General features: G+C 45.7%; 19 protein-coding genes and 1 other annotated feature (1 of these 20 running past the window's edge). Of the genes, 2 read left to right on the forward strand and 17 right to left on the reverse strand.

The features are described from left to right. Positions 1–71 precede the first annotated feature (71 nt). Positions 72–1316: an MFS transporter gene (locus AC1ECB_RS21265; protein WP_485665659.1), complete on the reverse strand. Its 1245-nt coding sequence runs from the start codon at positions 1314–1316 to the stop codon at positions 72–74. Positions 1317–1509: 193 nt separating this feature from the next. Then, on the reverse strand, positions 1510–2196 hold the full coding sequence (locus AC1ECB_RS21270) for an NAD(P)-binding domain-containing protein (RefSeq protein WP_485665660.1): 687 nt from the start codon (positions 2194–2196) through the stop codon (positions 1510–1512). Between the two features lie 250 nt (positions 2197–2446). Between AC1ECB_RS21270 and AC1ECB_RS21275 the strand changes: the two genes are divergently transcribed. Beyond that, entirely contained in the window at positions 2447–3832 is a 1386-nt protein-coding gene (locus AC1ECB_RS21275) for a PhoH family protein (RefSeq protein WP_485665661.1), read from the forward strand. A gap of 59 nt (positions 3833–3891) precedes the next feature. Here the strand turns inward: AC1ECB_RS21275 and AC1ECB_RS21280 are convergent, their stop codons facing one another. The 6 genes from AC1ECB_RS21280 to AC1ECB_RS21305 all read right to left on the reverse strand — a co-directional run bounded on the left by AC1ECB_RS21280 (position 3892) and on the right by AC1ECB_RS21305 (position 13779). Continuing rightward, complete coding sequence (locus AC1ECB_RS21280; RefSeq protein WP_485665662.1) at positions 3892–4842, reverse strand: diguanylate cyclase; 951 nt, start codon at positions 4840–4842, stop codon at positions 3892–3894. A gap of 13 nt (positions 4843–4855) precedes the next feature. Further along, positions 4856–6097 carry a response regulator gene (locus AC1ECB_RS21285; RefSeq protein WP_485665663.1) on the reverse strand — a complete coding sequence of 414 codons (1242 nt, stop codon included), beginning with the start codon at positions 6095–6097 and terminating at the stop codon, positions 4856–4858. 22 nt (positions 6098–6119) lie between these two features. Further along, complete coding sequence (locus AC1ECB_RS21290; RefSeq protein WP_485665664.1) at positions 6120–8840, reverse strand: hybrid sensor histidine kinase/response regulator; 2721 nt, start codon at positions 8838–8840, stop codon at positions 6120–6122. Positions 8841–8870: 30 nt separating this feature from the next. Continuing rightward, positions 8871–11078, reverse strand: a complete 2208-nt coding sequence (locus AC1ECB_RS21295) for a methyl-accepting chemotaxis protein (protein ID WP_485665665.1) — start codon at positions 11076–11078, stop codon at positions 8871–8873. Positions 11079–11284: 206 nt separating this feature from the next. Next, positions 11285–12541, reverse strand: a complete 1257-nt coding sequence (locus tag AC1ECB_RS21300; protein ID WP_485665666.1) for a DUF445 domain-containing protein — start codon at positions 12539–12541, stop codon at positions 11285–11287. Beyond that, positions 12538–13779 (reverse strand): DUF445 domain-containing protein, encoded by a 1242-nt coding sequence (locus tag AC1ECB_RS21305; RefSeq protein ID WP_485665667.1) that lies wholly within the window; start codon positions 13777–13779, stop codon positions 12538–12540. Before AC1ECB_RS21305 ends, AC1ECB_RS21300 begins: the two co-directional genes overlap by 4 nt. Positions 13780–14020: 241 nt before the next feature. On the opposite strand from AC1ECB_RS21305, the gene AC1ECB_RS21310 reads away from it, so the two are divergent. Further along, on the forward strand, positions 14021–14203 hold the full coding sequence (locus tag AC1ECB_RS21310) for a hypothetical protein (protein ID WP_485665668.1): 183 nt from the start codon (positions 14021–14023) through the stop codon (positions 14201–14203). Between the two features lie 35 nt (positions 14204–14238). On the opposite strand, the gene AC1ECB_RS21315 is transcribed toward AC1ECB_RS21310, so the two are convergent. The 9 genes from AC1ECB_RS21315 to ilvN form a co-directional block, all read right to left on the reverse strand. Continuing rightward, the gene (locus AC1ECB_RS21315) at positions 14239–14988 is read right to left on the reverse strand and encodes an ABC transporter permease (RefSeq protein WP_485665669.1); all 750 of its coding nucleotides are present in this window, start codon (positions 14986–14988) and stop codon (positions 14239–14241) included. Beyond that, positions 14988–15917: an ABC transporter ATP-binding protein gene (locus tag AC1ECB_RS21320; protein ID WP_485665670.1), complete on the reverse strand. Its 930-nt coding sequence runs from the start codon at positions 15915–15917 to the stop codon at positions 14988–14990. The genes AC1ECB_RS21315 and AC1ECB_RS21320 overlap by 1 nt, the downstream gene beginning before the upstream one ends. A 106-nt stretch (positions 15918–16023) precedes the next feature. Next, complete coding sequence (ilvB, locus tag AC1ECB_RS21325) at positions 16024–17688, reverse strand: biosynthetic-type acetolactate synthase large subunit (RefSeq protein WP_485669379.1); 1665 nt, start codon at positions 17686–17688, stop codon at positions 16024–16026. A 17-nt stretch (positions 17689–17705) separates the two neighbouring features. Continuing rightward, positions 17706–18779 carry a 3-isopropylmalate dehydrogenase gene (gene leuB / locus AC1ECB_RS21330; RefSeq protein WP_485665671.1) on the reverse strand — a complete coding sequence of 358 codons (1074 nt, stop codon included), beginning with the start codon at positions 18777–18779 and terminating at the stop codon, positions 17706–17708. Positions 18780–18845: 66 nt separating this feature from the next. After that, complete coding sequence (locus AC1ECB_RS21335; RefSeq protein ID WP_485665672.1) at positions 18846–19349, reverse strand: 3-isopropylmalate dehydratase small subunit; 504 nt, start codon at positions 19347–19349, stop codon at positions 18846–18848. Beyond that, positions 19349–20614, reverse strand: coding sequence for a 3-isopropylmalate dehydratase large subunit (leuC, locus tag AC1ECB_RS21340; protein WP_485665673.1), 1266 nt, complete (start codon positions 20612–20614; stop codon positions 19349–19351). The genes AC1ECB_RS21335 and leuC overlap by 1 nt, the downstream gene beginning before the upstream one ends. 5 nt (positions 20615–20619) lie before the next feature. Continuing rightward, on the reverse strand, positions 20620–22164 hold the full coding sequence (locus tag AC1ECB_RS21345) for a 2-isopropylmalate synthase (RefSeq protein WP_485665674.1): 1545 nt from the start codon (positions 22162–22164) through the stop codon (positions 20620–20622). A gap of 33 nt (positions 22165–22197) precedes the next feature. Beyond that, positions 22198–23190 carry a ketol-acid reductoisomerase gene (gene ilvC / locus AC1ECB_RS21350; protein ID WP_485665675.1) on the reverse strand — a complete coding sequence of 331 codons (993 nt, stop codon included), beginning with the start codon at positions 23188–23190 and terminating at the stop codon, positions 22198–22200. After that, a complete protein-coding gene (gene ilvN / locus AC1ECB_RS21355) occupies positions 23171–23713 on the reverse strand; it encodes an acetolactate synthase small subunit (RefSeq protein WP_485665676.1) in 543 nt (180 codons plus the stop codon). The genes ilvC and ilvN overlap by 20 nt, the downstream gene beginning before the upstream one ends. A 99-nt stretch (positions 23714–23812) precedes the next feature. Then, positions 23813–23959, reverse strand: a binding site (T-box leader); it runs 95 nt beyond the window's last position.

Raw genomic sequence — 23959 nt, forward strand, 5'->3', positions numbered from 1 at the left:
CTTTTAGCGCCCCTAAACTTCTCAACCGTACATTACTTTCAGCCATGAATATACGGCAGTGCATCACGCAGTTATAAAACACCTTTTTGGGCCAATACAGCCTGTGCTTCAGACCTCCAGGCCGTTAAGTGCCAGGCAAAAATTACTGCGCCAAGCAGTACCAGCACACCGCCAATGATAAAGGTAGCCGCAGTCCCAATCAGACCTGCCATATGACCGGCAAGCAAACTGCCAATTGGCCCAATACCACCAAAAGACAATACATATAGACTCATCACCCGTCCACGCTTATCCTCATCTACCAGCGTTTGCACAATCGTATTGGTTGAGGCCAACTGGGCAATCATTCCAAAACCCATAACAAGAGCAATACTGAGCGATATCCATAGTGTTGTTGATAGCGAAAATCCGATTAATCCCACCGCAAAAACAATTGAAGTTGCTGTAATGACTTTTTCAATACCTACTATCGTTTTGCGGGAAGCTAAAAAAATGGTACCCATAAGCGCACCCAGGCCGAAGGCCGCCATTAACCAGCCTAGTGTCTCTGAGCCACCGTGGAGCACTTGTCCGGCAAATAGCGGCATCAGCGGCAAAACAGGAAAACCCACTAAACTTACCAGCACCAGTAGTAAAAGCACCATCCGAATAGGCAGCAGCTTATAGGTATAAACAAAGCCTTCCTTCAAGCCTTCCAGAATATTTTCCGAATCAACTGCCGGCGTCTGCGGCCTTGTCAGCTTTATTGCCAATAGTGCCCCGAGGATGGCAATATAACTCAGCCCATTAAACAAATAACATAACCCCTCACCAAAGACAGCAATCGCCAGTCCTGCCACTGAAGGTCCAATAATCCGTGCACCATTAAACATCGCAGAATTTAAGGCAATAGCGTTAGGCAAATCCGCCTTGTCTTCCACAATCTGAGCAACAAATGCCTGCCGGGCCGGCATATCAAATGAATTAATCATCCCTAGTATCATGTTAAGCACAACAATCTGCCATACCGCAATTGTACCGCTAAATACCAGTGCGGCCAATGCTAGTGCCTGCACCATGCTTAATACCTGCGTCCAAAGGATCACCCGATATCTGTTCCAACGGTCTAAAAATACCCCTGCAAGCGGAATGAGCACAACTCCTGCAATTTGGCCGGAAAAATCAACAGTACCCAATACCTCTGGTGACTGTGTCAAACGATATACCAACCAAACAGTTGCCGTCCGCTGCATCCAGGTACCAATAAGCGACATACCATGGCCAAAATAAAATAATCGATAATTGCGATGTTGTAACGCCCGAAAGGTTTCTTTCATAGCTTATCCCCTATTATTCTCCAACTAATGACGTGCGTGCGTTTTCTGGTACTCCGAAGGTGTTACCTGACAAGTTTTCCAGTCATAACCGGCATTAAAAATTATTCGTGATAAAATTCTTTTATCCTGCCGAAATGTATCATTGGGAGACGCCTTATGGCATCTCCCAATGAATACACTGCCTTTATTTACTTCACATTCGCAGTTTCGCCCTGATCGCCCTGACAATCTCGCGGGCAAACGGACCCAGGTCATCATCAGCGTAGGCTTTCACTATCCCGGCAGCCACCTGACGGATTGCGCTTTTTATTACATCCGCATTGGCATAAGGCTGGCAGCGCAATGTTTCTTCAATAAGCACGGCAGCTGTCAAGGCCTTTTCGGCCGCCTGCGTATTTATATAGGTTACAATATCCGCATTACCAATAATAATTTTGCCTACCGGCGCAAAAATCTCCTGTACCAGTAACGCCAGTTCGGCGGGCTTTTCATTTACGATAATAACCGGCTCGGCGCCTAATGCCATTTCACTGGCCTGAGCAACAAATTTAGCCCCAATACAGACGACCTGTTTTGCTGATGCTGATTCCAGCGCATGCTGGGCTACATTTGTAGCAACATTAATGATAGTTACTGGCTGGTGCAGTTGGTTAAAATCTTTTATCAAACTGATGACCTCCCTGTCAGGGACTGCCAGAATAATCGTTCCCAATTCAGCTAGTTCTTCCAGATTGGCTGCAGGCAAAACTCCCAGTTCCTCCGCTACCGCCTGTAGTCGGCTATCCTCACGGTCAAAGATTTTCAGTTTCACATGGCCGGCTAACTTCCCTGCCAATACTTTGCCCATTCGGCCAACGCCAATTAATCCGATATGCCTCATTCTTTTCAGCCACCCCATCCATTGTAAGGTTACATTTCCTGTCTTATGCTCATACAATATAGTAAGCTTCTTGTAATATATGTTTCCAGACGCTAGGTGGTGCAAAGCCTGTTTTAGAATTTAACTTCTATTTTACAAAATGCTAACATACTCCCTCAACTTTGCCCGTACAATTAAATATATAGGCAGACCACTTAACTATTTACCGTTTTTTACTCAGTTATGTTTAGATAAGAAGGGGGATTGCTTTTTGATTAAGTACTATGTGTTAGACACCAATGTGTTGTTACACTCTCCCTATGCGATGACTGCTTTTAACGAACACACGGTAATCATTCCCGAGGTAGTGCTGGAAGAACTTGACCGATTCAAATCTGAAACCAGCGAACGCGGCACCAATAGCCGCTTGGTCAGCCGGATGATTGACAATTTCCGAACCCAGGGCAATCTTATGACTGGTGTCACACTCAATGAACAAGGTGGACTAATGCGCATTGAAGCCAACCACCTGGATACCCCAATGCCGCCGTACTGGGAGAAAGGAAAGCATGACAACCGCATTTTGCAAGTATGTAAAGGTCTGGCTGAAGACAATCTGGACACCATTTTAGTCAGCCGTGACACCAACATGCGAGTAAAAGCCTCCATTATAGGCATTCACGCCGAAGACTTCCGTAACGAAAAAGTAGCCAGTGTCGAAGAACAGTATACTGGCCGCGCTATAGTATATACCTCTTCCGGAATTATCGACACTTTTCATCAAGACGATGGCAATGTTTTAGACCCTGACAAGCTCCAGGTTTTTGATGAAGCCAGCCATAGAATGACCCCTATTGAGCTTGCAACCAATCAATTTTTGTTAATCCGTTCTACAGATAATGACCGTCATACTGCGCTTGGGCGTTTTGACGGACAAAAAGTCGTGCAGTTACAGTACCGGAGTCGCAATCCTTTTGGCGTTTCGCCGCGCAATGTCGGTCAGGTATTCATGCAAGAATGCCTGATGCTGAGCGCGGAAGAAGCGCCACTTGTTATTATTAAAGGTCCGGCCGGCACAGCCAAAACCTTCTATTCGCTGGCTGTCGGACTATACAACCAGCTTGACTGCCGCCCCCGTGCCTACCATCACCTATTAATCTGCCGCCCCAATGTACCAATGGATGAGGACCTTGGCTTCCTCCCCGGCTCTGAGCAGGACAAAATTGATCCGTACATGCGGGCCATTCGCGACAACTTATTTACCCTTATGTCCAGTCATAACATAACCGATCCCAAAGAAATCGAGCAAGCTGAAGACACCGTACAGATGCTGTTTGACAAACGGATTGTGCAAACCGAAGCCCTGGCTTATCAGAGGGGACGCTCACTCCAAAAATACTGGATTATTCTTGACGAAATGCAAAACTCCACACCCCGTCAAGCCAAAGGAGTCATTACCCGCCCCGGCCTGGGCACCAAGATTATCCTCCTCGGCGACCCGGAACAAATTGACCATCCCTTCCTCGACAGCCGCACCAACGGCCTGGTCTATGCAGCAGAAAAAATGAAAGGCAGCAACCTCTGTTTTCAAGTAACCTTAAACCATGACGAATGCGAACGCTCGCCACTGGCGGCTGAAGCGTCTCTGAGGCTGTAACTGCGAACAGGCACCAAGCTCAATTGAGCCTGGTGCCTGTTTTTATCAAGTTGGTGAGCTTACGGAAGTTTCTGATAAAGAACAACACAATTCTTAGCCATACTTTTGCCTTTATATAAAGCTTCATCTGCATTTTTAATACTTTCATCAAAGCCTAAATTTCGATCTAACTCTGCCACACCCAGCGTTATTGTCACCGACAAATTCTTTTCATCATAACGAAAATTGGCCGTTTCGATAACTTTCCGTATTCTTTCAGCAACAATCAAGCCCCCTGTCAGATCAATATCAGGCAGCATCAGCAAAAATTCTTCGCCACCCCAGCGCGCTATGGCATCTTCTTCCCGCAAAACTGAGCTCATTATATTGGCAACATCTTTGAGCACCAAATCACCACAGTCGTGTCCGTAGGTATCATTTATTCGTTTGAAATTATCAATATCACCTAAAATAAGCGTTGTCTTGCCCTTACTTTGCGCCAGGCGGGCTGCTTCCGCTTTGACCCGTTTGGTCATACACCACCGGTTTGATAAACCTGTTAAAAAATCTGTCATAGCAGTAGTCTCAATTTTTGCCAGCGTCACATTCAATTTCTCATTCCTGGCTTCTAATTCCTGAGCATATTTCAGCAAAGTTTCCTTGGATTTTTTCAGGTCCAGATGTACCTTTATCCTTGCACATAATTCAGGAGAGTAAAAAGGTTTTGTTATGTAATCCTGTCCTCCGGCCTCAAATCCCTTAACTACATTTTGCGAATCCGATATGGACGTAATGAAAATTACGGGAATATCAGCAGTCGCTGGCTCTGCTTTAAGTGCCTTGCAAACAGATAGACCATCGATTCCAGGCATGATTATATCCATCAGAATCAAATCCGGCTTCTTTTCTTTAGCCAATTCAAGCGCAAGCTGGCCGTTAATTGCCTCCAATATTTCATATTCATCGCCAAGAAATCTGCGAATTATTTTAATTTCCACCAGGCTATCATCGACAATTAAAATCTGCGACATATTTCCTCCTATTTCAATGCTCGAAAAAGTTCAATATATCTGCTAATGCGTTAGCCTTATTTTCTATTTGTGTAGAAGTAATCCTATCAACGAATTTCTTATCATTAGAAATCCCCTTAACTATACCGCAATTGTTTTCGATTGCCTCAATCAATTCATTAATCTTTAGCAGTAGTTGATCATCCAGCCTCGTCATGGTTCCAAAGTCAAGCAACACCCGCAGCGGCGTATCATTAAGATGCTCTTCCAATTCCAAAAATAAAGTCTCACAACTAGTCAACGTAATACTTTGGTTTATGAATATATGCAGCAAGCTTTTGTCCGCAATACTAATAGCATAAGGAGGTACAACTTTTTTTGCATCATCTTCTAATAGAGCTAACGAATCCTCAGTCTGTTTCAGTTTTCGCACACATTCTATATGTTTTTGCAGATTAAATTCCTGCTGCAAAACATTGTTCACTACAGTCGCTACCGTCTCTTTACGAATAGGTTTTACAATAAAATGCCTGGCTCCCCGTTCCAGTGCGTCAATAATTCCCTTGCGCACCTCCATGGAACTTACTACTACAATCCTGGCCTCGGGATCAACAGCAATGATTTTAGAGATAACTTCGGCTCCACCCAGACCCTCCATTGTCAAGTCCATAGTCACCAGGTCCGGGTGCAAATTAGTATACTCTACAAATGCCTGCGTACCATTAGCAGCCTCGCCAACTACCATATGTCCTAATTCTGTTATAATTTCCCGTAGAAGCTTACGTGCTACAGCTGAATCATCCACAATCAACACTCGCGCTGATTGTTGTTTGTTACCTGCTTGCAAACTAGCATCGTTATCATAAGTTTCTTTCAGACGGCGGATAAGTTCTATCTGCTTTTGCTTGTCAAATGTTTGCTGAAGAACATTATTCAACACAGCCATGACCTTATCCTGAGAAACAGGTTTTATAATAAAATGTCTGGCCCCTTGTTCCAAGGCATCGATAATAATCCGATTATCCTGCCGTGCACTGACTACAATTATTCGAGCATCTGGAAATTCAGCAAGAATTGCAGCAGTAGCCTGAATTCCATCGCTGCCAGCCATTGTCAAGTCCATGGTCACTATATCCGGGTTCAGCTTGGTATACTCCCTGAGAGCCTGGATTCCGTCAATAGCTTCACCAACGACATTATGCCCAAGTGCTATCATAATGTTGGACAAACTCATTCTGGCCACAAAAGAGTCATCGACAATAAGTATACGAGCCATCTTATCTCCACCTTTTTTTAGTTTACGCTCGGTTCTGCAAGACATCGCGCAAACTATCAAGCAGTCGTATCCGGTCAAGCTTATATTCATACTGGTCAAATCCTGCCCTTAGTCCTTTTTCTTTATTGGACTCTCCCGTTAGAGAAGTAAGAGCAATCACCGGCAAATGCCGCAAGGTTTCATCGGCACGAATGGCACGCACCAGTTCAATTCCAGTCATAATAGGCATTTCGATATCGCTTACTACCGCATCTATTTTACTTTGCAGCAATTTATCTAAAGCTTCACGTCCATTCTCAGCAGTAACCACCGCATAGCCGTCACTTTCCAGATAGCTTTTAACAACTTTCAAAAAAAATGGCATGTCTTCTACAAGTAATACTGTAATTTTTCTAGCTTTAATCGTTCCATCGGAATGACATCTTTCACCAATTCTTTGGCAATCGGAGAGCCGATTATAATATTCAGGAGCTGCGGTAACAAATAGTTCATGCATATTTACTAACGTGACTATGATATCATTAATCAGTGCCGACCCCAGAATACCTGTACCGCAAACCCCATCTTTATCTAATGATATCTTGGTAAAAACAGTATCCCGAATGTTCTCGGCAATAATCCCAATCGAGTATTTTACCCGCTTCGGCAGGATGACATACACTTTGGCAAGTTTATTCTTACGCTTGGAAATAGGCAAATAGTGCTCCGGCCAGATAACTCTAGTTGTCTGCCCTTGAAAGGTAACATAATATTTTGCGCCAATTTTTTGCAGCCGTGACAGTTCTACTTCTTCTACTCTTGACACCATTGCCAAATCTATCCCGAGCATTTCACCGCCTGAACATTGAAACAGTAATAAATATTGCTTGTCTTCGTCGCTGGTCTTGTTCTCCCGGACATCCATGGGCAAAGCCGTATCCTCTGCAACTAAAATTCCTGCACGAAGCCTAATGCTTTCCGTGTCAAGGATCATTGCAATACTGCCATCGCCAAGAACTGTCATACCGGAATAAAGACCGCAACTGCCAAGTGCAAGTGAGAGAGGTTTTACCAATATTTCTTCGTTATCATAAACAGCATCGACTGCCAGACCATAAACCAGATTACCCGATTTAACTATTAAAACGCGCAGGATTTCATCATTCTGACTAAGATAGTCATAATTCTTCTCTGGGTCAGGCGTGCTGTTGGCAGTAAGTATTTCCCCAAGTATAACGAGCGGCATTAGGCGCCCCCGCAAATGCAGCACTGGCCGTTTATTCACTATTTCGATCCGTTTTTCACCGGTTTCACCAGGTTGGATCAGCAGCAACTCCCGTACATTAGCTTGGGGTATAGCGAAAGTCTGCTTCTTTGCCACCACAAGTAAAGCGGAAATAATAGCCAGTGTTAGCGGTAAAACCAAGCGCACTGTGGTGCCTATACCTAATTCAGAGAAAATTTCAATCTTACCGCCCAATTTCTCTATATTAGTCTTTACCACATCCATACCAACACCGCGTCCGGAAAGGTCTGTGACCTGATCTGCAGTAGAGAAGCCTGGCGTCATAATAAGATTGAACACCTCAGCTTCACACATTTCATCAATCTTTTTTTCGCTAACAACTCCACGTTGCACCGCTTTAGTCTTTACTTTTTTGCAATCAATGCCGGCGCCATCATCACAAACATCAATAATTACTCGCCCGTTCTCATGGTGAGCCCGTAAATCTAAAGAACCTGTAACCGGCTTATTATTCATCTCCCGTATTTCCGGTGCTTCAATACCGTGATCAAGTGCATTACGTACCAAATGGGTTATCGGATCAGCCAGGGCCTCGATAAAAGAACGATCCAGCTCAACATTCATTCCCTGCAGGCCCAAATCAACCTCCTTGCCAACTTTACGGGATAAATCGCGGACAATACGCGGAAATTTATTAAAAATATTGGCAATCGGCTGCATTCTGGTTTTCATAATTTTTTTTTGCAACTGCGTAGTCAATTCATCAATATCGTTTGCTACTACTTCCAACTGCGCTACCTGCTTACCCTGATCCTGAACCACTCTGAGCAATTGATTACGCCTAAGAACCATTTCTCCTGCTAAAGTAAGCAAGTCATTCAATAAACCAACATTCACTCGAACGCTATCTTCGATAATAAATTCATGGAATTTCTCACTGCGATTACTCAATCCTGGCTGCTGTGCAACAACCGTTGCCCCGCTACCATCAACAGGCTGAACCTCCAGTAAGTTGCCTGGTGCCTGAAAAGTTGACACTGGCGCTTCCACCGTTTGTTCGTCACTGCTTGTAAGCTGGTTCCATAAATCCCAGGCCGAAGGTTTTTCCGAACAAGAAGACGACTGATCCGGATGTTGTTGTAAACTATTTAAAATGTTTTTAATCGAGGCCACAGTGTCAGTCGTATCATAATTCTCACTGTCTGCCAGGTTATTTATTAGTCCCTTCAATACATCAGCAGCCACAAGTAAAACATCTACCATGTCCGCGCTGACTTCGATCTGCAGCTCTCGAAATTCTCCAAATACATCTTCCATGACGTGAGCTAGTTCTACAATCTTGTTTAGTTCAAAAAAACTAGCAGTACCTTTAATGCTGTGAGCGGCACGAAAGATCCCGTTGATAGTCTCGTAATCACTTTCTCCTGCTTCCATACGCAAAAGACCTGCCTCAATTGACGCAATATGGGCCTTTGCTTCAAGGCCGAATTCATCCAAAAGGCTACTGTCTAGTTCCAAGCTGATCACCTGCCACAACCAGAATTGTTCTTATACTTTGAATTTATCTACTAGCGCCTTCAATTGGTTGGCCATATTTTCAGCATCAAAAGCACACTCACTCACCGTAGAAGCTTTCATTGCGGTATCTGCAACCGCTTTATCCGTTTCTTGTATACTTTGGGCTATATCCTGATTACCTCTGGCCATTTCCTGAGTGGCGTACGAAATGTTATTCGTCATCAAAGCCATTTCTTCCGTTTTTTTGGCCACATCATCAGCCATCTTATAAATATCAGCGGTGGTATGGAACATATCGTCAACATTTTTCGCTGCTTCCATCGCCGTTTGCGCAACATGCGCACTTTTGGTAGCGATAACAGCCACTTCTTTACTTATCGTTGTCCGTTTGCTCATTTCTGTAGCTACAGCCTCAATAACATAATCACCTTGCGGCGATTGTTCACTTACAGCTGAGGCAATCGCCTGCGTTATATCCATAGTTTCATCAATGACTTCCGTGATTTTCCCTACTACGGCTATCGCCTCATTCATATCACTTTGCATCTCTTCGATTTGCCGCGCAATATACCCGGCTTCTTCGGTTGTCCTTTTGGACAGTTCTTTTACTTCCCTGGCAACCACAGCAAAGCCTTTTCCGGCTTCACCGGCACCAGCCGCTTCAATAGTGGCATTCAGCGCCAGCATATTGGTTTGTTCCGCTACTGTGCGTATAATGCCGACAATACTGTTGATCTGTTTCGATGAACTATTCAGCTTCCGGATAATATCATTAGTTTCACAAGAGCGTTTTTTAGCTTCCTCCGTAATAGTAATGGATCGTTTACAGGATACCGCCACCTCCTGAGCGAAAGCCGCAACTTTGCTTATGCTTTGCGAAACATCTTCAATCAGAATACTAACCTGTTTCACTTCTTCAGCTACCCGCTCCGACGCATTAACTGCATCTTTCGCGATGGTTGACACTTCGCCGGCCATCTTGTCAACTGCCTCAACATTATGATTGACCTGTTCTACAGAACTGGCATTTTCCTCCGCACCGGCAGAAATCTGTTCCACATTTGCACTTATCATGCTAACAGTAGCACTCATTTCCTGCGTATTTGCCGCCACCTGCGACGCAGTATCAACTAATTTGCTTGAACTGCTTTGCAGTGCTGCCGTCGAACTATGAATATCATCTATCATTGCGCGAAAATCATTTACCATTTTGTTAAAACCGCCGGCCAGCTTCGAAAACTCATCATTTCCCGAAACCGTTGCGTGTACGGTAAGATCACCTTGTGCCAGCAATTCCACTTGCTGTGTTAAAATATCCAGAGGCCTTGTAATACGGCGGGCTACAACAAAGGTTACCGCTATTACCATAAGAATAGATACTACTGTTATACTAATAAACAGCCATTTCATATATGTCAGTGACTGAAAAATAATTGCCTGTTCAACATTGATGCACAAAGTCCATTGCGTAGATGGGATTTGTTTATATACCATAAGCATATCTTTGCCGTTTTCCCGATAATATCTAATCCCTTGTTCTTTCCCCAATATTCCTTTTACCTCTTTAGAAATTTCCTGCATTTTTTCCGATTCGAACAGATTACTTGACACCATATCAGTATCTGAATGAGCTAAGATAACCCCTGTTTTATCAACTAAAAAAGCATACCCTTGCCCCTCTAAACTAATTCCCCTTATATTTTCATCCATCTTTTGCAGTAATATATCTGCGCTTACTACGCCTAAAATTTGTCCGGAGGCTAACTGACAGGGAAGCGCAACCGATACCTCCATTTGTTTTGTTTTAGCATCAGTATAAGGATTAGTAAAAATCGTTTTTTTCTCTCTCATAGCATCCTTATACCAGCTGCGTGTACGCGGGTCATAACCTGCCGGTGGTACCCAGCCGTCGCCACTTACCAGTTTGCCATCTACTGAACCAAAGTAAACGTCATTCACTTCTCCGTCCACACTCTTATACCCCTGCAGCATTGCAGCTGTAATTTCATAGTTGCCCACAGCCTGGATAGTTCCGGCTGTAATTTCAACCTCTTTCATTTTAGACACTAACCAACCATCAACTTTATTAGCATGTGCATTTATAGTTGCCGTCATTTGCTTTTCAATATTCTCGGAAATGCGATCTTTCGTAAAAAAGTAGCCCGCACTTGAAGCAATTAACAGAATAATCGCCGACAAAACCGAAAAAATCAACACCATTTTCGTTCTGATGCTCATATCTAATCCGCCCCCTAAAGCCACCAAATTCTTCGCAGAATCATTTTGAGTTTTTCTTCTGTAAATTTTTGTCCTTTCTTATCAAAAAATAAATAAATTTCTTCAAAAACCATATTTTAGTACATTCTTTAAATAAAAGCAAACTCCTGCAACACTCATAAAAGAAAAAAGACTGGCCTGTGCCAGACTTCTCACTGCTTTCTAGTCTAAAGCAGTCTAAAAATCGCCATACCCACTCCCACCAGCCCGCCAATAATGACCCCGTTAATCCGAATCCAGTCAAGATCTTCTCCGGCCTTATCTTCAATAAACTTGTTAAGATCCTCGTCCGAAAGCTTGTTTAACGCCCGGCTGGCTATTTTGCCAATAAGCGCATGCTCCTGGTCGACAACCTTCAGGATCAGACTTTTTAAATAATCCTCAGCCTGGTTTTTCAGTGCCGCATTTTCTTTAAACTGCTGCCAATAGCTAGCAGCCTGAGCGGTTAGCCAGTCTACTACATAGCCCCGGTAGACTGTCGGCTGCGCACAGGCTGTCAATACTGCCTCAGCCAAAGCTCTCAGTGGTTCCGCAAGTTCAATGCGGTTTAATAACTCATCTTTCCAATTATCAATCGTCCTTTTCCATTCCGGTGTTTCCAGCCTTACAACAACTTTTCCCAGTTCCTCCTGAAACCAAAGGCACACCGGATGTTGCTCATCCGCAAGTTCATCCACTGCTTTGATCAGCTCTTGATGCAATACATCAGCAGCATCTGTCAGGTTAATTCCGTCGGTCATCTCCAAGAACCCGGTAATCAATCCTGACAACCAATTCGTGTTAGCGGTCTTTTCTATTATTTGTTCTAAATACCGGTAAATAGCATCTCTAGTTTCAGATTGACGTACCAATACCGTCAGTTTATCCACAATGACACCATAGATTTCGCGGTCTTTTCCCTGCTGCAGCGTCCAGGTGATACCTGCAGTTACATAAGGCACCAGCGACTGGCGTTTCAACAGAAGTTTAAACACCCGCTCCCCCAGTTTGGCGATAGCAGTCGGATCAATGGTTTCTGCCAGTTCAATGATTACTTTTTCAATGCCTCCCTTAACTATTGGCCGCATCGCGGTGCTCTGGCTATAGGCAAATATTTTATCCAGCAGGTTAACCTGATTAAGCCGTGCCTTTATGGCCTGCTTACTAAGAAAATCCTGTTCAACGGCCCGGGAGAGTGCACTAATAACCCGTTCCCGGTTACGGGGAATCAGCGCTGTATGATAAGGAAAACCAAGTGGCCGCCGAAATAGTGCTGTCACGGCGAACCAGTCGGCAACACCGCCTGCCAGACTAGCTTCTGTAATAGTCAACAAGCCAGTTACCATACTACTGCCTGGATAACTATATTTTAGCGTCAACGCCAGCGCAAATAAGCCTGCGGCAGCGGCCAATACAGCATTCGCCCGCCGTTTCACCGTTTTCATAATTTCACCCCTACCACATAGCTAATAAAAAATAGCAGCATTCCAACCAGACCACCGACAACCGAGCCATTGATTCGTATCATCTGCAAATCATCAAGCACTTTATCCTCAATATACACCACCAACTCATCATTACTGAAGCTTTCTAGATAAGTATTGACAATTTGCCCGATCTGTCCATGATTTTGGCTAACCCAACGTGCCAGTAAAACAGCCACATAGCGATCAACCCAAGCCATTTTTTGTTCGTCAGCCGCAGCGTCGTCTGCCAACTTTGCCAGTTGTTTTACCACCCATGTGACCCAGCCCACGGTAAGTTCTGGCTGGGACGCCGGCAAATCAGCCACGTGTTCGGCCAACTTTACCAGTAAGGGACGTAACACAGCCTCAGCCTTTGCTGCCAATACTGAATCCTGCTGCAAACCACTGGCAAATTCAGCCAACCAGGCCCGTAAACTCAAACGCAGCGGTAGTTCCCGCCCAGACTCCAATTCTTCCAGCAAGCTGACAAGCTTGTCCTGAATTAAGGCCGCTACGGTCATGGGATCAAGATTTAGGAGGTTTTCTATTAGCCAACCAACCAGCTTACGCTGATTATTCCTGGACGCATATGCATTCAATGCCTGAGTATATATACTGGCAATCAACTCGGTTAGGTATGGCTCGCCTGCCATATGTTTTATTTCAGCAATGGCCAACTCAATTATTTTATCAGCAAAGCCTTGGGCAAGAGACCATTCCAGGGCTTGTCCGGACAGCGGTGCCAGCCTTATTTTATTCTGATGCTCTTGCAGCAGTAACTCCAGCGCTGGGGATAGCTTGACAGCATCCATCGCATAGACGGCTTCCCTGGCCACACCACCTGCTAAAGAGTAGAGTTGCTGTCTGGACTCAGTTTTATTGACATAGCTAAGCACCAGCCGGGCTATCCCCGCCTTTTCCAGCGTTTCCTTAATATTCGCTGCTGTTACAATCTCTTCCTCAACCATTATCACAATGGCCTTAAAGATGCGATCCCTGTTTTTAGGGATAATCGCTGTCCGGTAAGGAATGGATAACGGTTTACGAAATAGCGCAGTTACCGCATACCAGTCGGCTAAACCCCCTACCATAGCAGCCCCAAAACCGCTGTGAATCAAGCCGCCCCAGAAGCTATACTGCAGCGGATAGCTTAAAGCAAAACCAGTTGCAGCCCCAATCAAAGTCAACCCTGCTTTATAAGCATTATTAACAGTCAACCCAGCACCTCTTGTTCTTAAAAATCTATTACTAATACTACACGCTTAAAGCATTGTTACCACTGATTTTTGCCAATTATTGAAAGCCAGCACGTAGCCGGCCATTTCGTGAGCTTAGACGATATGGCAGCCTGTCAGTACCTATTAACTGCCACTACACTAGCATGCCAACTACATCGTCCTTTGCCATACCGCCTAGAGTGAAGTACAATAAGATTAATCTAATAAAGGAGTTGAGACAATGTCAATACTATACTGGTTATGGCATACAATTACCGGCTGCCCTGAAATCCATTTAGATCACACCATGTATGGCACTACCCACTGCCGCACCTGTGGACGAGTTACTTTTGTCTCAGACACTCTCCCCAAAATTACCCGGCTCAAAATGCCAAACCGCCGTCATCACCTTAGCTACCGGTGAAATTACCCCGGTTTACCGGGGTATTACATATAAGCCTATACGATCAGCCTTTTGGTCATTAATCGTACAGCCAACGGCATTAGCACCATCGCTAATAGCGCAAGCACCCCGGTATGCACCAGCAGGCCGGGGTTTGTGTTTCCCAGTGCCAAAGCCCGGCATACCTCAACACTATGGAAGATGGGATTAAGCCAGGCCACTACCTGCGCCCAGCCAGGCATTGAATGTATCGGGAAAAAAACACCCGAAAATAGGTAGGCTGGCGTCAAAAACAAGGTAATATAGTAATTAAAGCTATCAATATTAGCAGTTATGCCTGTATAGCAAATAGCCAATAGCGAAAACGTCAGACCGGGAATAACCAGAAACAGAGGAATAAGGAGTGCCCACCAGGACTGAGTCTGACCTAAAATACTAATAACCGTTAAAATGACCAGCCCAAAGATCATGCTCTTAAAGGTGGCATACAGAATGTCCCCGGCCACAATATCCCGAACAGTAACCGGCCCGGCCAGCATAGCCTGAAATGTCTTTTGGTAATGCAGCCTGATAAAACTGCCATAGGTACACTCAAAGGACGCAGCAAACATGGATGAAGAAGCCACCATCCCAGGCGCAATATATTGAAGATACGTCATGCCCTCCATATCCTGCACAAAGGTTCCCAGACCATAACCCATAGCGGTAAGATAGAGCAATGGTTCAATAAAATTAAACATAATATTGGTAAACCAAATTTTACGGAATACCGCCATATGGCGGAAAAAAATTCGTAAAGCTGCCATTATGCTTCTTCCCCCATACCAGTAAGTTTCAAAAATACATCTTCCATGTTGGAGGTTCGCAGCAAACAAGCATGTTTGGGTAGTCCCCATCCGGCAAGGCTATCCCATAAACTTTCCCCATCGTCAGCATACAAAAATAAGCTGTCAAGCACCCGGATAACCTCACCGCCACAGGCTGATACCTTATCAGCCAGCCCTTCCGGTACCTGCGATAGTGGCAGATGCACTTCAATGGCATAAGGCCGGACATAGGTTGCTATTAGATACTGTGGGCTGCCTTCAGCCAGGATAGAGCCCTCATGCATGACCACCAAACTGTCACATAGCTGTACGGCCTCTTCCATATAGTGCGTCGTCAGCACCAAGGTTACCCCTTCCGCTTTGAGGCTCCGTAGTTTTTGCCACACCAAATGCCTTGCTTGGGGATCAAGGCCGGTCGTAGGTTCATCTAAAATAACAAGATCCGGACGGTTCATTAGTGCTCTGGCAATAACCAAGCGACGTTTCAGACCACCTGATAAGCTTTCAATATTGCTATTTTCCTTATCCTCCAGCCCCATAAACACCAGCAAATCTTTGCCCCGCAACCGCGACTCAGTGCAGGTTAACCCATATATTAGACCATACACTTCAAGATTCTCAATAACAGTCAAAGCAGCATCGAGATTGTCTTCCTGGGATACAACCCCTAACCTGGCTTTAATTGCTGGTGGCGTTAACCGGAAGGACTCACCGAATAGCCATAATTCACCCTCTTCCACTGTGGACATGCCATACATCATCTGCATGGTTGTTGTTTTGCCTGCACCATTATGTCCCAGAAAGCCAAAGCATTCTCCGGCTTTAATGCTAAAAGAAATGCCTTTGAGTGCCCGAAAGTCACCATAGATCTTACCCAAGTTTTCCGCCCTGACAACAGTTTCATTCATAGTATCACCTTTTCTTGGGGGCTGTACTGACCCCAATTCATCAAAAAGAGTAGTGTTATTATAGTAATAATAACACTACTCTTTAAAAATTTCATCCTAATTTATCCTAATCCATATTCACGTACTCATCCATGGTTCCACCAGGAGCAATCATGGGTGTTACCAGGTCATTGGTAGCAATATTTGCTACAATAAGCCCCGGTCCTTGTCGCTGCCATGCCGCAGCAAAGGCCTCACTAAATTCGTCCAGACTATTGGTCACAGTTGCCGGAATGGCAAAAGCGCCGGCAAAGGCCTTAAAGTCCATTGCATGTGGCAACAGCGAATTTGCATACCGTTTTCCATAAAAGCAATGCTGCAATTGTCTGACCATACCCAAGCTGTAATTATTGATAACAACCGAGATAACCGGTTGCTGCTCAACCGCTACAGTATAAAGTTCACACCCTGTCATCTTGAGTCCGCCATCACCTACAATATGAACGACCCGTTTATTGGGTATAGCCAGTTGTGCGCCAACAGCAGCAGGCAGACCAAACCCCATGGCTCCAAGACCGCCGGATGTTAAAAATCCACGCGGACTCTTGACTTCCAGGTACTGGGCAGCCCACATTTGGTGCTGACCTACATCGGTAACATAGATTACGTCTTGCCCACCTGTCTGCCGGTTGAGCTCACGCATAACTAAAGGAGCTGTAAGTACATCCTCAGGAATAACGGTGTTATTCTCAGCCTGGGACTGTCTAATGGCAGCCCACCAAGCTGACAGATCGCCTGGTTTTACCGCCCGCAGCAGTTCTCCCAGAATCATATTCATCTCACCAACCAACGGTACGGCAGCATCAACATTTTTATGCACTTCTGCCGGGTCGATATCAATATGAATGATAGTCTTGCCGGCAGCATAACTGGCACGGTCACCTGTTACCCTGTCGTTGAACCGGCTGCCTGTTACAATCAGCACATCGGCATCATGAACTACGTGATTAGCCGCTTTGAGACCATGCAGACCTGTCATACCCAAAAGATTGCTATGTCCACCTGGAAATGCACCAATACCCATTAAGGTAGTAACAACTGGCAGATTACATTGCTCAGCAAACTTTTTTAACGCTGCACCCGCATTGGCACTAATACAGCCGCCGCCAGCGATAATAACCGGCCGCTTAGCCGCACTGATGGCAGTTGCTGCCTTGACTATCCGGGCCGGAAGATCAGGCGACTGCCTGACAAGGGTTGAACGTAAATACACAGACTCAATATTAGTAAAATCATAGGTATTGCTTTGAATATCTCGTGGTACATCGACAAGTACGGGCCCAGGCCGTCCTGAGCGGGCTATGTCAAAAGCCCGCCACATAATTTCAGGCAGCTTCTTTATATCTTTGACTAAGAAATTATGCTTGGTAATCGGCATAGTAATGCCGGTAATGTCAATCTCCTGAAAAGCATCCCGGCCAATTAGATTTGTTTGTACCTGTCCGGTAATCGCCACAACAGGTACAGAATCCATAAATGCCGTGGCTAAACCGGTAACCAAATTAGTAGCACCCGGTCCCGATGTTGCAAGACATACCCCAACCTGACCGCTTGCTCTGGCATAGCCGTCAGCCGCATGAGCGGCTCCCTGCTCATGTACGGTCAGCACATGGTGTATCGTTGAATCGTAAAGCGCGTCAAACAGCGGCAAATTTGTTCCACCCGGATAACCGAATACTGTATCTACACCCTCTTTAAGAAGAGATGCAACAATAGCTTGTGCACCTGTCATGAGCATAGCGGTTCACCTCACTTCAACCGATTGATTACTTGTTGCCCCATTTCCTCGGTAGAAACCTTGGTAAGTCCCTGTTGATAAATATCTGGTGTTCGATAGCCATCAACCAACACTTGATCCACGGCAGCTTCAATCATAGCAGCTATCTGTTCACTGCCTAAGGAATATCTAAACATCATGGCAGCCGACAAAATGGTTCCCAGTGGATTGGCCAGGCCCAGCCCGGCAATATCCGGTGCTGAGCCATGGATTGGCTCATATAGTCCGGTGCCGTCACCCAGACTGGCTGATGGCAAAAGACCAATTGAGCCTGACAGTACGGCGGCTTCATCACTCAAAATATCACCAAACAGATTGCCGGTAACAAGTACATCAAAGCTTCCCGGATTTAGTACCAACTGCATGGCACAGTTATCTACATACATATGGTTTATTTCCACTTGCGTGAAAGCTGCTGCCACTTCGTTGGCCACCTTGCGCCAGAGACGGGAAGTAGCCAATACATTAGCTTTGTCCACTGACGTAACTTTACCTTTACGTCCAATAGCGCTCCGGCAGGCCAGACGTAGAATCCGCTCGATCTCCGGACGGCTATATCCTTCTCGATCCCAGGCCAGCTCAACGTCGTTAACTATGGTTGCTTCCTGACGAGCCCCGTAATAAATGCCGCCATTCAGCTCCCGCACAATCAAAATATCCACTGCGTTTACAATTTCCGGCTTTAATGGTGATTGAGCGGCCAGCGCAGGAAAAACCTTGATTGGTCGCAAATTAGCATATAGCTCCAAGGATTTACGCAAACCCAAAATAGCCTTTTCTGCTCTAAGTTCTGGTGCAACATTATCCCATTTAGGGCCGCCAACAGCGCCTAATAATACACCATCAGCCTTACGGCAGGCATCTATTGTATCTTCAGGCAGCGGTACACCATAGGCATCAATGGCTGCCCCGCCGGCCTGCTTAGTTTCATGAGTAAAACTATAACCACATTTCTTTGCTGCCGCCTGCGATACCCGCAGAGCTTCTGCTGTGATTTCGGCACCAATGCCATCACCAGGAATAACTACAATATGTTTACTACTCATTGTTACCTCCCTACCCAACACTGGGGAGAGAAATTGCCTCAGTGCGATGACGAGGCAATTTCACCTTTAATTATTTTTCTTTGTCATCTGCTGCTGCGTATAAGGTACCAAACCACCGGCCTGCGCAATATCCTGGATAAAACCAGGCAGTGCCGGTATGGTGAACTTTTCGCCAGATGCCAGGTTTTCGGCCTGACCAGCCGCTAAATCTACTGCCAGCATATCCCCATCCTTAATATTAATATCGCCTTCACCCAGCTCAATAAGCGGTAGCCCGATATTAATCGCATTACGGTAGAAGATACGGGCAAAGCTTTCAGCAACTACACAGGCAACACCTGCAGCCTTCAGCGCCCCTGGTGCATGTTCCCGTGACGAACCACAACCGAAGTTTTTACCTGCAACAATCATGTCACCTTCTTTAACCTTGCCGGCAAAAGTTGGGTCAATGTCTTCCATAGCATGAAGTGCCAATTCTTTCATATCGGCAGTATTCAGGTACCGTGCCGGAATAATAACATCTGTATCCACATTATCGCCATAGCGCCATACTTTTCCGGTAAACCTCATTATACTACCTCCTCAGGACTGGCAATCCGGCCTGCTACAGCACTTGCTGCCGCCACCACCGGACTGGCTAGATATACCTCACTGTCAACATGCCCCATCCGTCCGCGAAAGTTGCGATTTGTTGTTGCCACTGCCCGCTCGCCTTTGGCCATTATGCCCATATGTCCGCCCAGACATGGGCCGCAGGTCGGTGTGCTGACAACAGCCCCGGCTTTCACAAAAATCTCCACATATCCTAATTTTACCGCTTCCAGATATACATCCTGACTACCAGGGATAATTATGGCCCTAACATCCTCATGCACCTGTTTACCGTCCAATATGGCCGCCGCCTGCGCTAAATCCTCAATCCGTCCATTCGTGCAGGAGCCAATAATTACCTGGTTAATGGGGGTAGGAGCAATTTCGCTAACCGGGCGCACATTTTCCGGCAGATGCGGCAACGCCACTACTGGTGTGAGCTTATCTAAATTAATCGTAACTGTTCTTACATATTCGGCACCCGGGTCAGCAGCAACAGGCGTATACGCCCGTTTAACCCGCCCGGATAAATATTGCTCGGTAATGCTGTCTACGGGGAAAATGCCATTCTTTGCCCCGGCTTCAATCGCCATATTGGCAATTGTCAGCCTATCGGTCATGGTAAGTGAAGCTAGTCCCGGCCCTGTAAACTCTAACGACTGGTAACGTGCCCCATCAACACCAATCATGCCAATAAGTGTTAACACTACATCCTTACCTGATACCCACTTAGTAAGTTTACCGGTCAGTTCCACTTTAATGCTGGCAGGAACCTTAAACCAGGTTTCCCCTGTTGCCATCGCACAGGCCATATCAGTAGAACCAACACCAGTGGCAAATGCACCCACTGCGCCATAGGTACAGGTATGAGAGTCAGCGCCAATAATTACTTCCCCTGGAGCCACCAATCCCTGCTCAGGCAATAGTACATGTTCAATGCCCATCCGTCCAACTTCGAAATAGTGGGTTATATTTTGCTTCCTGGCAAACTCCCGCATGGTTTTAGCCATCTCCGCCGATTTTATATCCTTATTGGGCGTAAAATGGTCAGGAACAAGTGCAATTTTGTCTTTATCAAAAACCTTATTGCTAATTTGCTCAAATTCTTTGATGGCCGGCGGTGATGTAATATCATTGCCCAACACCAGATCCAGCTTAGCTTTGATAAGCTGCCCTGGCTGGACTTCATTCAAGCCGGCATGTTTGGCAAAGATTTTTTCTGTCATCGTCATCGGTCTAGCCATGATGGTTACCTCCCTTTAGCTTCTTCAATTGCGGGAAAACCGCAAACAGCCAGCATTTTGTTAATTGCATTGACATAGGCTTTAGCACTTGCTTCGATTACATCAATGGCCAGGCCCCGTCCGCTAAAGATTCGACCGTCCCGCTCAATCCAGGCAGTCGCTTCACCCAGCGCATCTTCACCAGCAGTGACTGCTTTCAATTGATAGTCCTTAAGACCCACTGGAAACCCTACAGCTTGCTCGACGGCCTTGAAGACAGCATCCACAGGTCCAGTACCGCAGCCAGCGGCTTCCGCTACGCCGGCACTTGTTCTGAGCTGAACAGAGGCTGTAGCCAATATGTTATTGCCACTGGCTACATGGTGATACGTAAGCGTATACCATTCCGGCCTTACCGCTGCTTTTTCCACAATCAAAGCTTCAATATCCCGGTCAAATACCATCTTCTTTCGATCTGCCAAATCCTTAAACTTGGCAAACAGCGTATTAATGGTGTCAGCATCAAATTCATAGCCCAGATATTTAAGCCGTTCTTCGAAAGCGTGACGCCCGGAATGCTTGCCAAGCACAATGGCATTACGGCTAACGCCCACTGATTCGGGACTCATAATCTCATAGGTCAATGGATTATTAAGCACCCCATGCTGGTGAATACCGGATTCGTGAGCAAAAGCATTGTCCCCCACTACCGCTTTATTCGGCGGTACGGCAATGCCTGTCAGCGCACTGACAAGGCGCGAAGTCCGATAAATATGCCTGGTATTGATATTGGCCACCGCGTTGTAATACTCACGACGAGTCTGTAATGCCATCACCAGTTCTTCCATGGCGGCATTACCAGCCCGTTCTCCCAAACCATTTATAGTGCATTCCACCTGGCCGGCACCGGCAGCAACTGCTGCCAGCGAATTGGCCACAGCCATACCCAAATCATCATGACAATGCACACTAATGACGGCTTCATTAATATTAGGTACATGTTCGCGGACATAAGTGATGAGTGCACCAAATTCCACCGGAGTAGTATAACCCACCGTATCCGGGATATTGATAACATTAGCACCGGCAACAATGGCCCGCTCATATACCTGACATAAGAAATCCCAATCAGAGCGTGAAGCATCTTCTGCTGAAAACTCAACATCAGCTACCAGGCTCTTAGCATAGCGCACAGCCCTTTCGGCCCGCTCCAACAGCTCAGCACGGGTCATTTGTAATTTGTGTTCAAGATGAATATCACTGGTAGCGATAAAGGTGTGTATCCGGGGCTTCTCAGACTTTTTTACAGCCTTATATGCTGTTTCAATATCCTTTTCAGTGGCGCGGGCCAGTGCTGCAATTGTCGGGCCTTTTACCCTGGCGGCAATTTGGCTCACAGCCTCAAAATCGCCGGGCGAGGCAACCGGAAACCCAGCTTCAATGACATCAACCTGTAGCTTTGCGAGTGCTAGAGCAATCTCCACCTTTTCTTCTGTTTGTAAGCTTACTCCGGGCGTTTGCTCACCATCGCGGAGAGTAGTGTCAAATATTTGAATTCTTCGAGCTTCCATGTCATTGCCTCGCTTTCCCTATATTTGTACTTCTTACTTTTTCAGCCAGGACATCATGCCGCGCAGTTCTTTGCCGACAGTCTCAATTTTGTGTTCTGCCTCTTGACGGCGTCTGGCATTGAACATCGGGCGGTTAACCTGATTTTCCAAGATCCAGTTGCGGGCAAACGTACCATCTTGAATCTCGCCCAGCACTTTTTTCATCTCGGCACGGGTTTCATCAGTAATAATTCTCCGGCTTGTTACGTAATCACCATATTCGGCAGTGTCACTAATGGAGTACCGCATTTTTGCCATGCCGCCTTCATTTATGAGGTCAACAATTAGCTTCATTTCATGCAGACATTCAAAGTAAGCAATTTCCGGCTCATAACCTGCTTCTACCAAGGTATCAAAGCCTGCTTTGATCAACTCAGTTACGCCGCCGCACAGTACGGCCTGCTCACCAAAGAGGTCAGATTCAGTTTCATCTTTAAAGGTAGTAGTTAATACGCCGGCCCGCGCGCCGCCAATGCCTTTAGCATAAGCCAAGGCCAGGTCCTGAGTGCTGCCGTTGAAGTCTTGATATACAGCAATGAGACAGGGTACCCCTTTGCCTTCGGTAAATTGACGGCGTACCAAATGACCAGGGCCTTTGGGCGCTACCATAAATACATCGACATTAGCGGGAGGAACAATTTGATTGAAATGAATATTAAACCCATGGGCAAAAGCCAGTGCCGAACCTGGTTTTAGGTTAGGAGCAATCTCTTCTGCGTACACTTTGCCTTGTCTTTCATCAGGAATAAGAATCATAGTAATATCAGCATTTTTTACCGCCTGGGCAACATTCATAACTGTTAGGCCGGCTTCACGGGCCTTTGCTGCTGATTTGCTGCCTTCATACAAACCAACAATTACGTTAACACCACTCTCTTTTAAGTTTAAGGCATGGGCATGACCCTGGCTGCCGTAGCCGATAATGACTACTGTTTTACCTTGGATAAGTTCCCACCGTGCATCTTGTTCATAGTACATTTTGCTCATAATTTTCTCTCTCCTCATATTTATAAATTGTATTTTCACCACGCTCCAGCGCAACAAGGCCGGTTTGGATGGTTTCCAAAAGTCCATATGGGTTCAATAGTTTTATTAAAGCACTAATCTTACTATCTTCACCTGTTACCTCCATAGTGACTGTACTGCCGGAGATATCAACAACATTGGCCCGGAAAACCTCGGCCAGTTTAAGTATTTCGGAACGATTATCGCCAGCCTTGACTTTTAGGAGGGCCATACCCCGAACCACAGACTGATCGAGTGGCAAAATCTGCACAGCTACTACTTCCACCAGCTTTTCAATCTGTTTTTTCACTTGGTCAATAAACGCCTGATTACCCCTGACGGCAACTGTTATCCGGGAAAATCCAGGATCCTGAGTAACACCCACTGTCAAACTATCAATGTTAAACCCTCTACGGGAAAACATCCCCGCCACGCGGACCAACACCCCTGGCTGATTGTGTACTAGCACCGAAAGAACGTTAGACTGCACAATTTCCACCTCCATATATTCTCTCCTTTACCATTAGTTTAGTACCACTATAAGAAAGGTATTCTTTCTATTGGAATGAAGAAAGCGCCCCTATGAACAGATATAGTATCTGCTCATAGGGGCGCTCTAAATGCGCGGTACCACCCTACTTTGGACTCATTTAGTCGTGAATGTCTCACAACTTGCCGCTAACGGACGGCACCCGCTATTGCCTAGTGTATATGTGTATCAAAACCACACTATACAGTTCAACAAAGAGCT

The organism is Sporomusa sp. 246TCP1, from assembly GCF_057319775.1.

Excerpts from the sequence above, each read along its gene's own strand:
- AC1ECB_RS21335 (WP_485665672.1), bottom strand. The coding sequence starts at position 19,349 with ATGAGGTTTACCGGAAAAGTATGGCGCTATGGCGATAATGTGGATACA.
- leuB (WP_485665671.1), bottom strand. The coding sequence starts at position 18,779 with ATGAGTAGTAAACATATTGTAGTTATTCCTGGTGATGGCATTGGTGCC.
- AC1ECB_RS21320 (WP_485665670.1), bottom strand. The coding sequence starts at position 15,917 with ATGAATGAAACTGTTGTCAGGGCGGAAAACTTGGGTAAGATCTATGGT.
- ilvC (WP_485665675.1), bottom strand. The coding sequence starts at position 23,190 with ATGAGCAAAATGTACTATGAACAAGATGCACGGTGGGAACTTATCCAA.
- AC1ECB_RS21345 (WP_485665674.1), bottom strand. The coding sequence starts at position 22,164 with ATGGAAGCTCGAAGAATTCAAATATTTGACACTACTCTCCGCGATGGT.
- AC1ECB_RS21280 (WP_485665662.1), bottom strand. The coding sequence starts at position 4,842 with ATGTCGCAGATTTTAATTGTCGATGATAGCCTGGTGGAAATTAAAATA.
- leuC (WP_485665673.1), bottom strand. The coding sequence starts at position 20,614 with ATGGCTAGACCGATGACGATGACAGAAAAAATCTTTGCCAAACATGCC.
- ilvN (WP_485665676.1), bottom strand. The coding sequence starts at position 23,713 with ATGGAGGTGGAAATTGTGCAGTCTAACGTTCTTTCGGTGCTAGTACAC.
- AC1ECB_RS21265 (WP_485665659.1), bottom strand. The coding sequence starts at position 1,316 with ATGAAAGAAACCTTTCGGGCGTTACAACATCGCAATTATCGATTATTT.
- AC1ECB_RS21270 (WP_485665660.1), bottom strand. The coding sequence starts at position 2,196 with ATGAGGCATATCGGATTAATTGGCGTTGGCCGAATGGGCAAAGTATTG.
- AC1ECB_RS21285 (WP_485665663.1), bottom strand. The coding sequence starts at position 6,097 with ATGGCTCGTATACTTATTGTCGATGACTCTTTTGTGGCCAGAATGAGT.
- AC1ECB_RS21300 (WP_485665666.1), bottom strand. The coding sequence starts at position 12,541 with ATGAAAACGGTGAAACGGCGGGCGAATGCTGTATTGGCCGCTGCCGCA.
- AC1ECB_RS21295 (WP_485665665.1), bottom strand. The coding sequence starts at position 11,078 with ATGAGCATCAGAACGAAAATGGTGTTGATTTTTTCGGTTTTGTCGGCG.
- AC1ECB_RS21310 (WP_485665668.1), top strand. The coding sequence starts at position 14,021 with ATGTCAATACTATACTGGTTATGGCATACAATTACCGGCTGCCCTGAA.
- ilvB (WP_485669379.1), bottom strand. The coding sequence starts at position 17,688 with ATGACAGGTGCACAAGCTATTGTTGCATCTCTTCTTAAAGAGGGTGTA.
- AC1ECB_RS21315 (WP_485665669.1), bottom strand. The coding sequence starts at position 14,988 with ATGGCAGCTTTACGAATTTTTTTCCGCCATATGGCGGTATTCCGTAAA.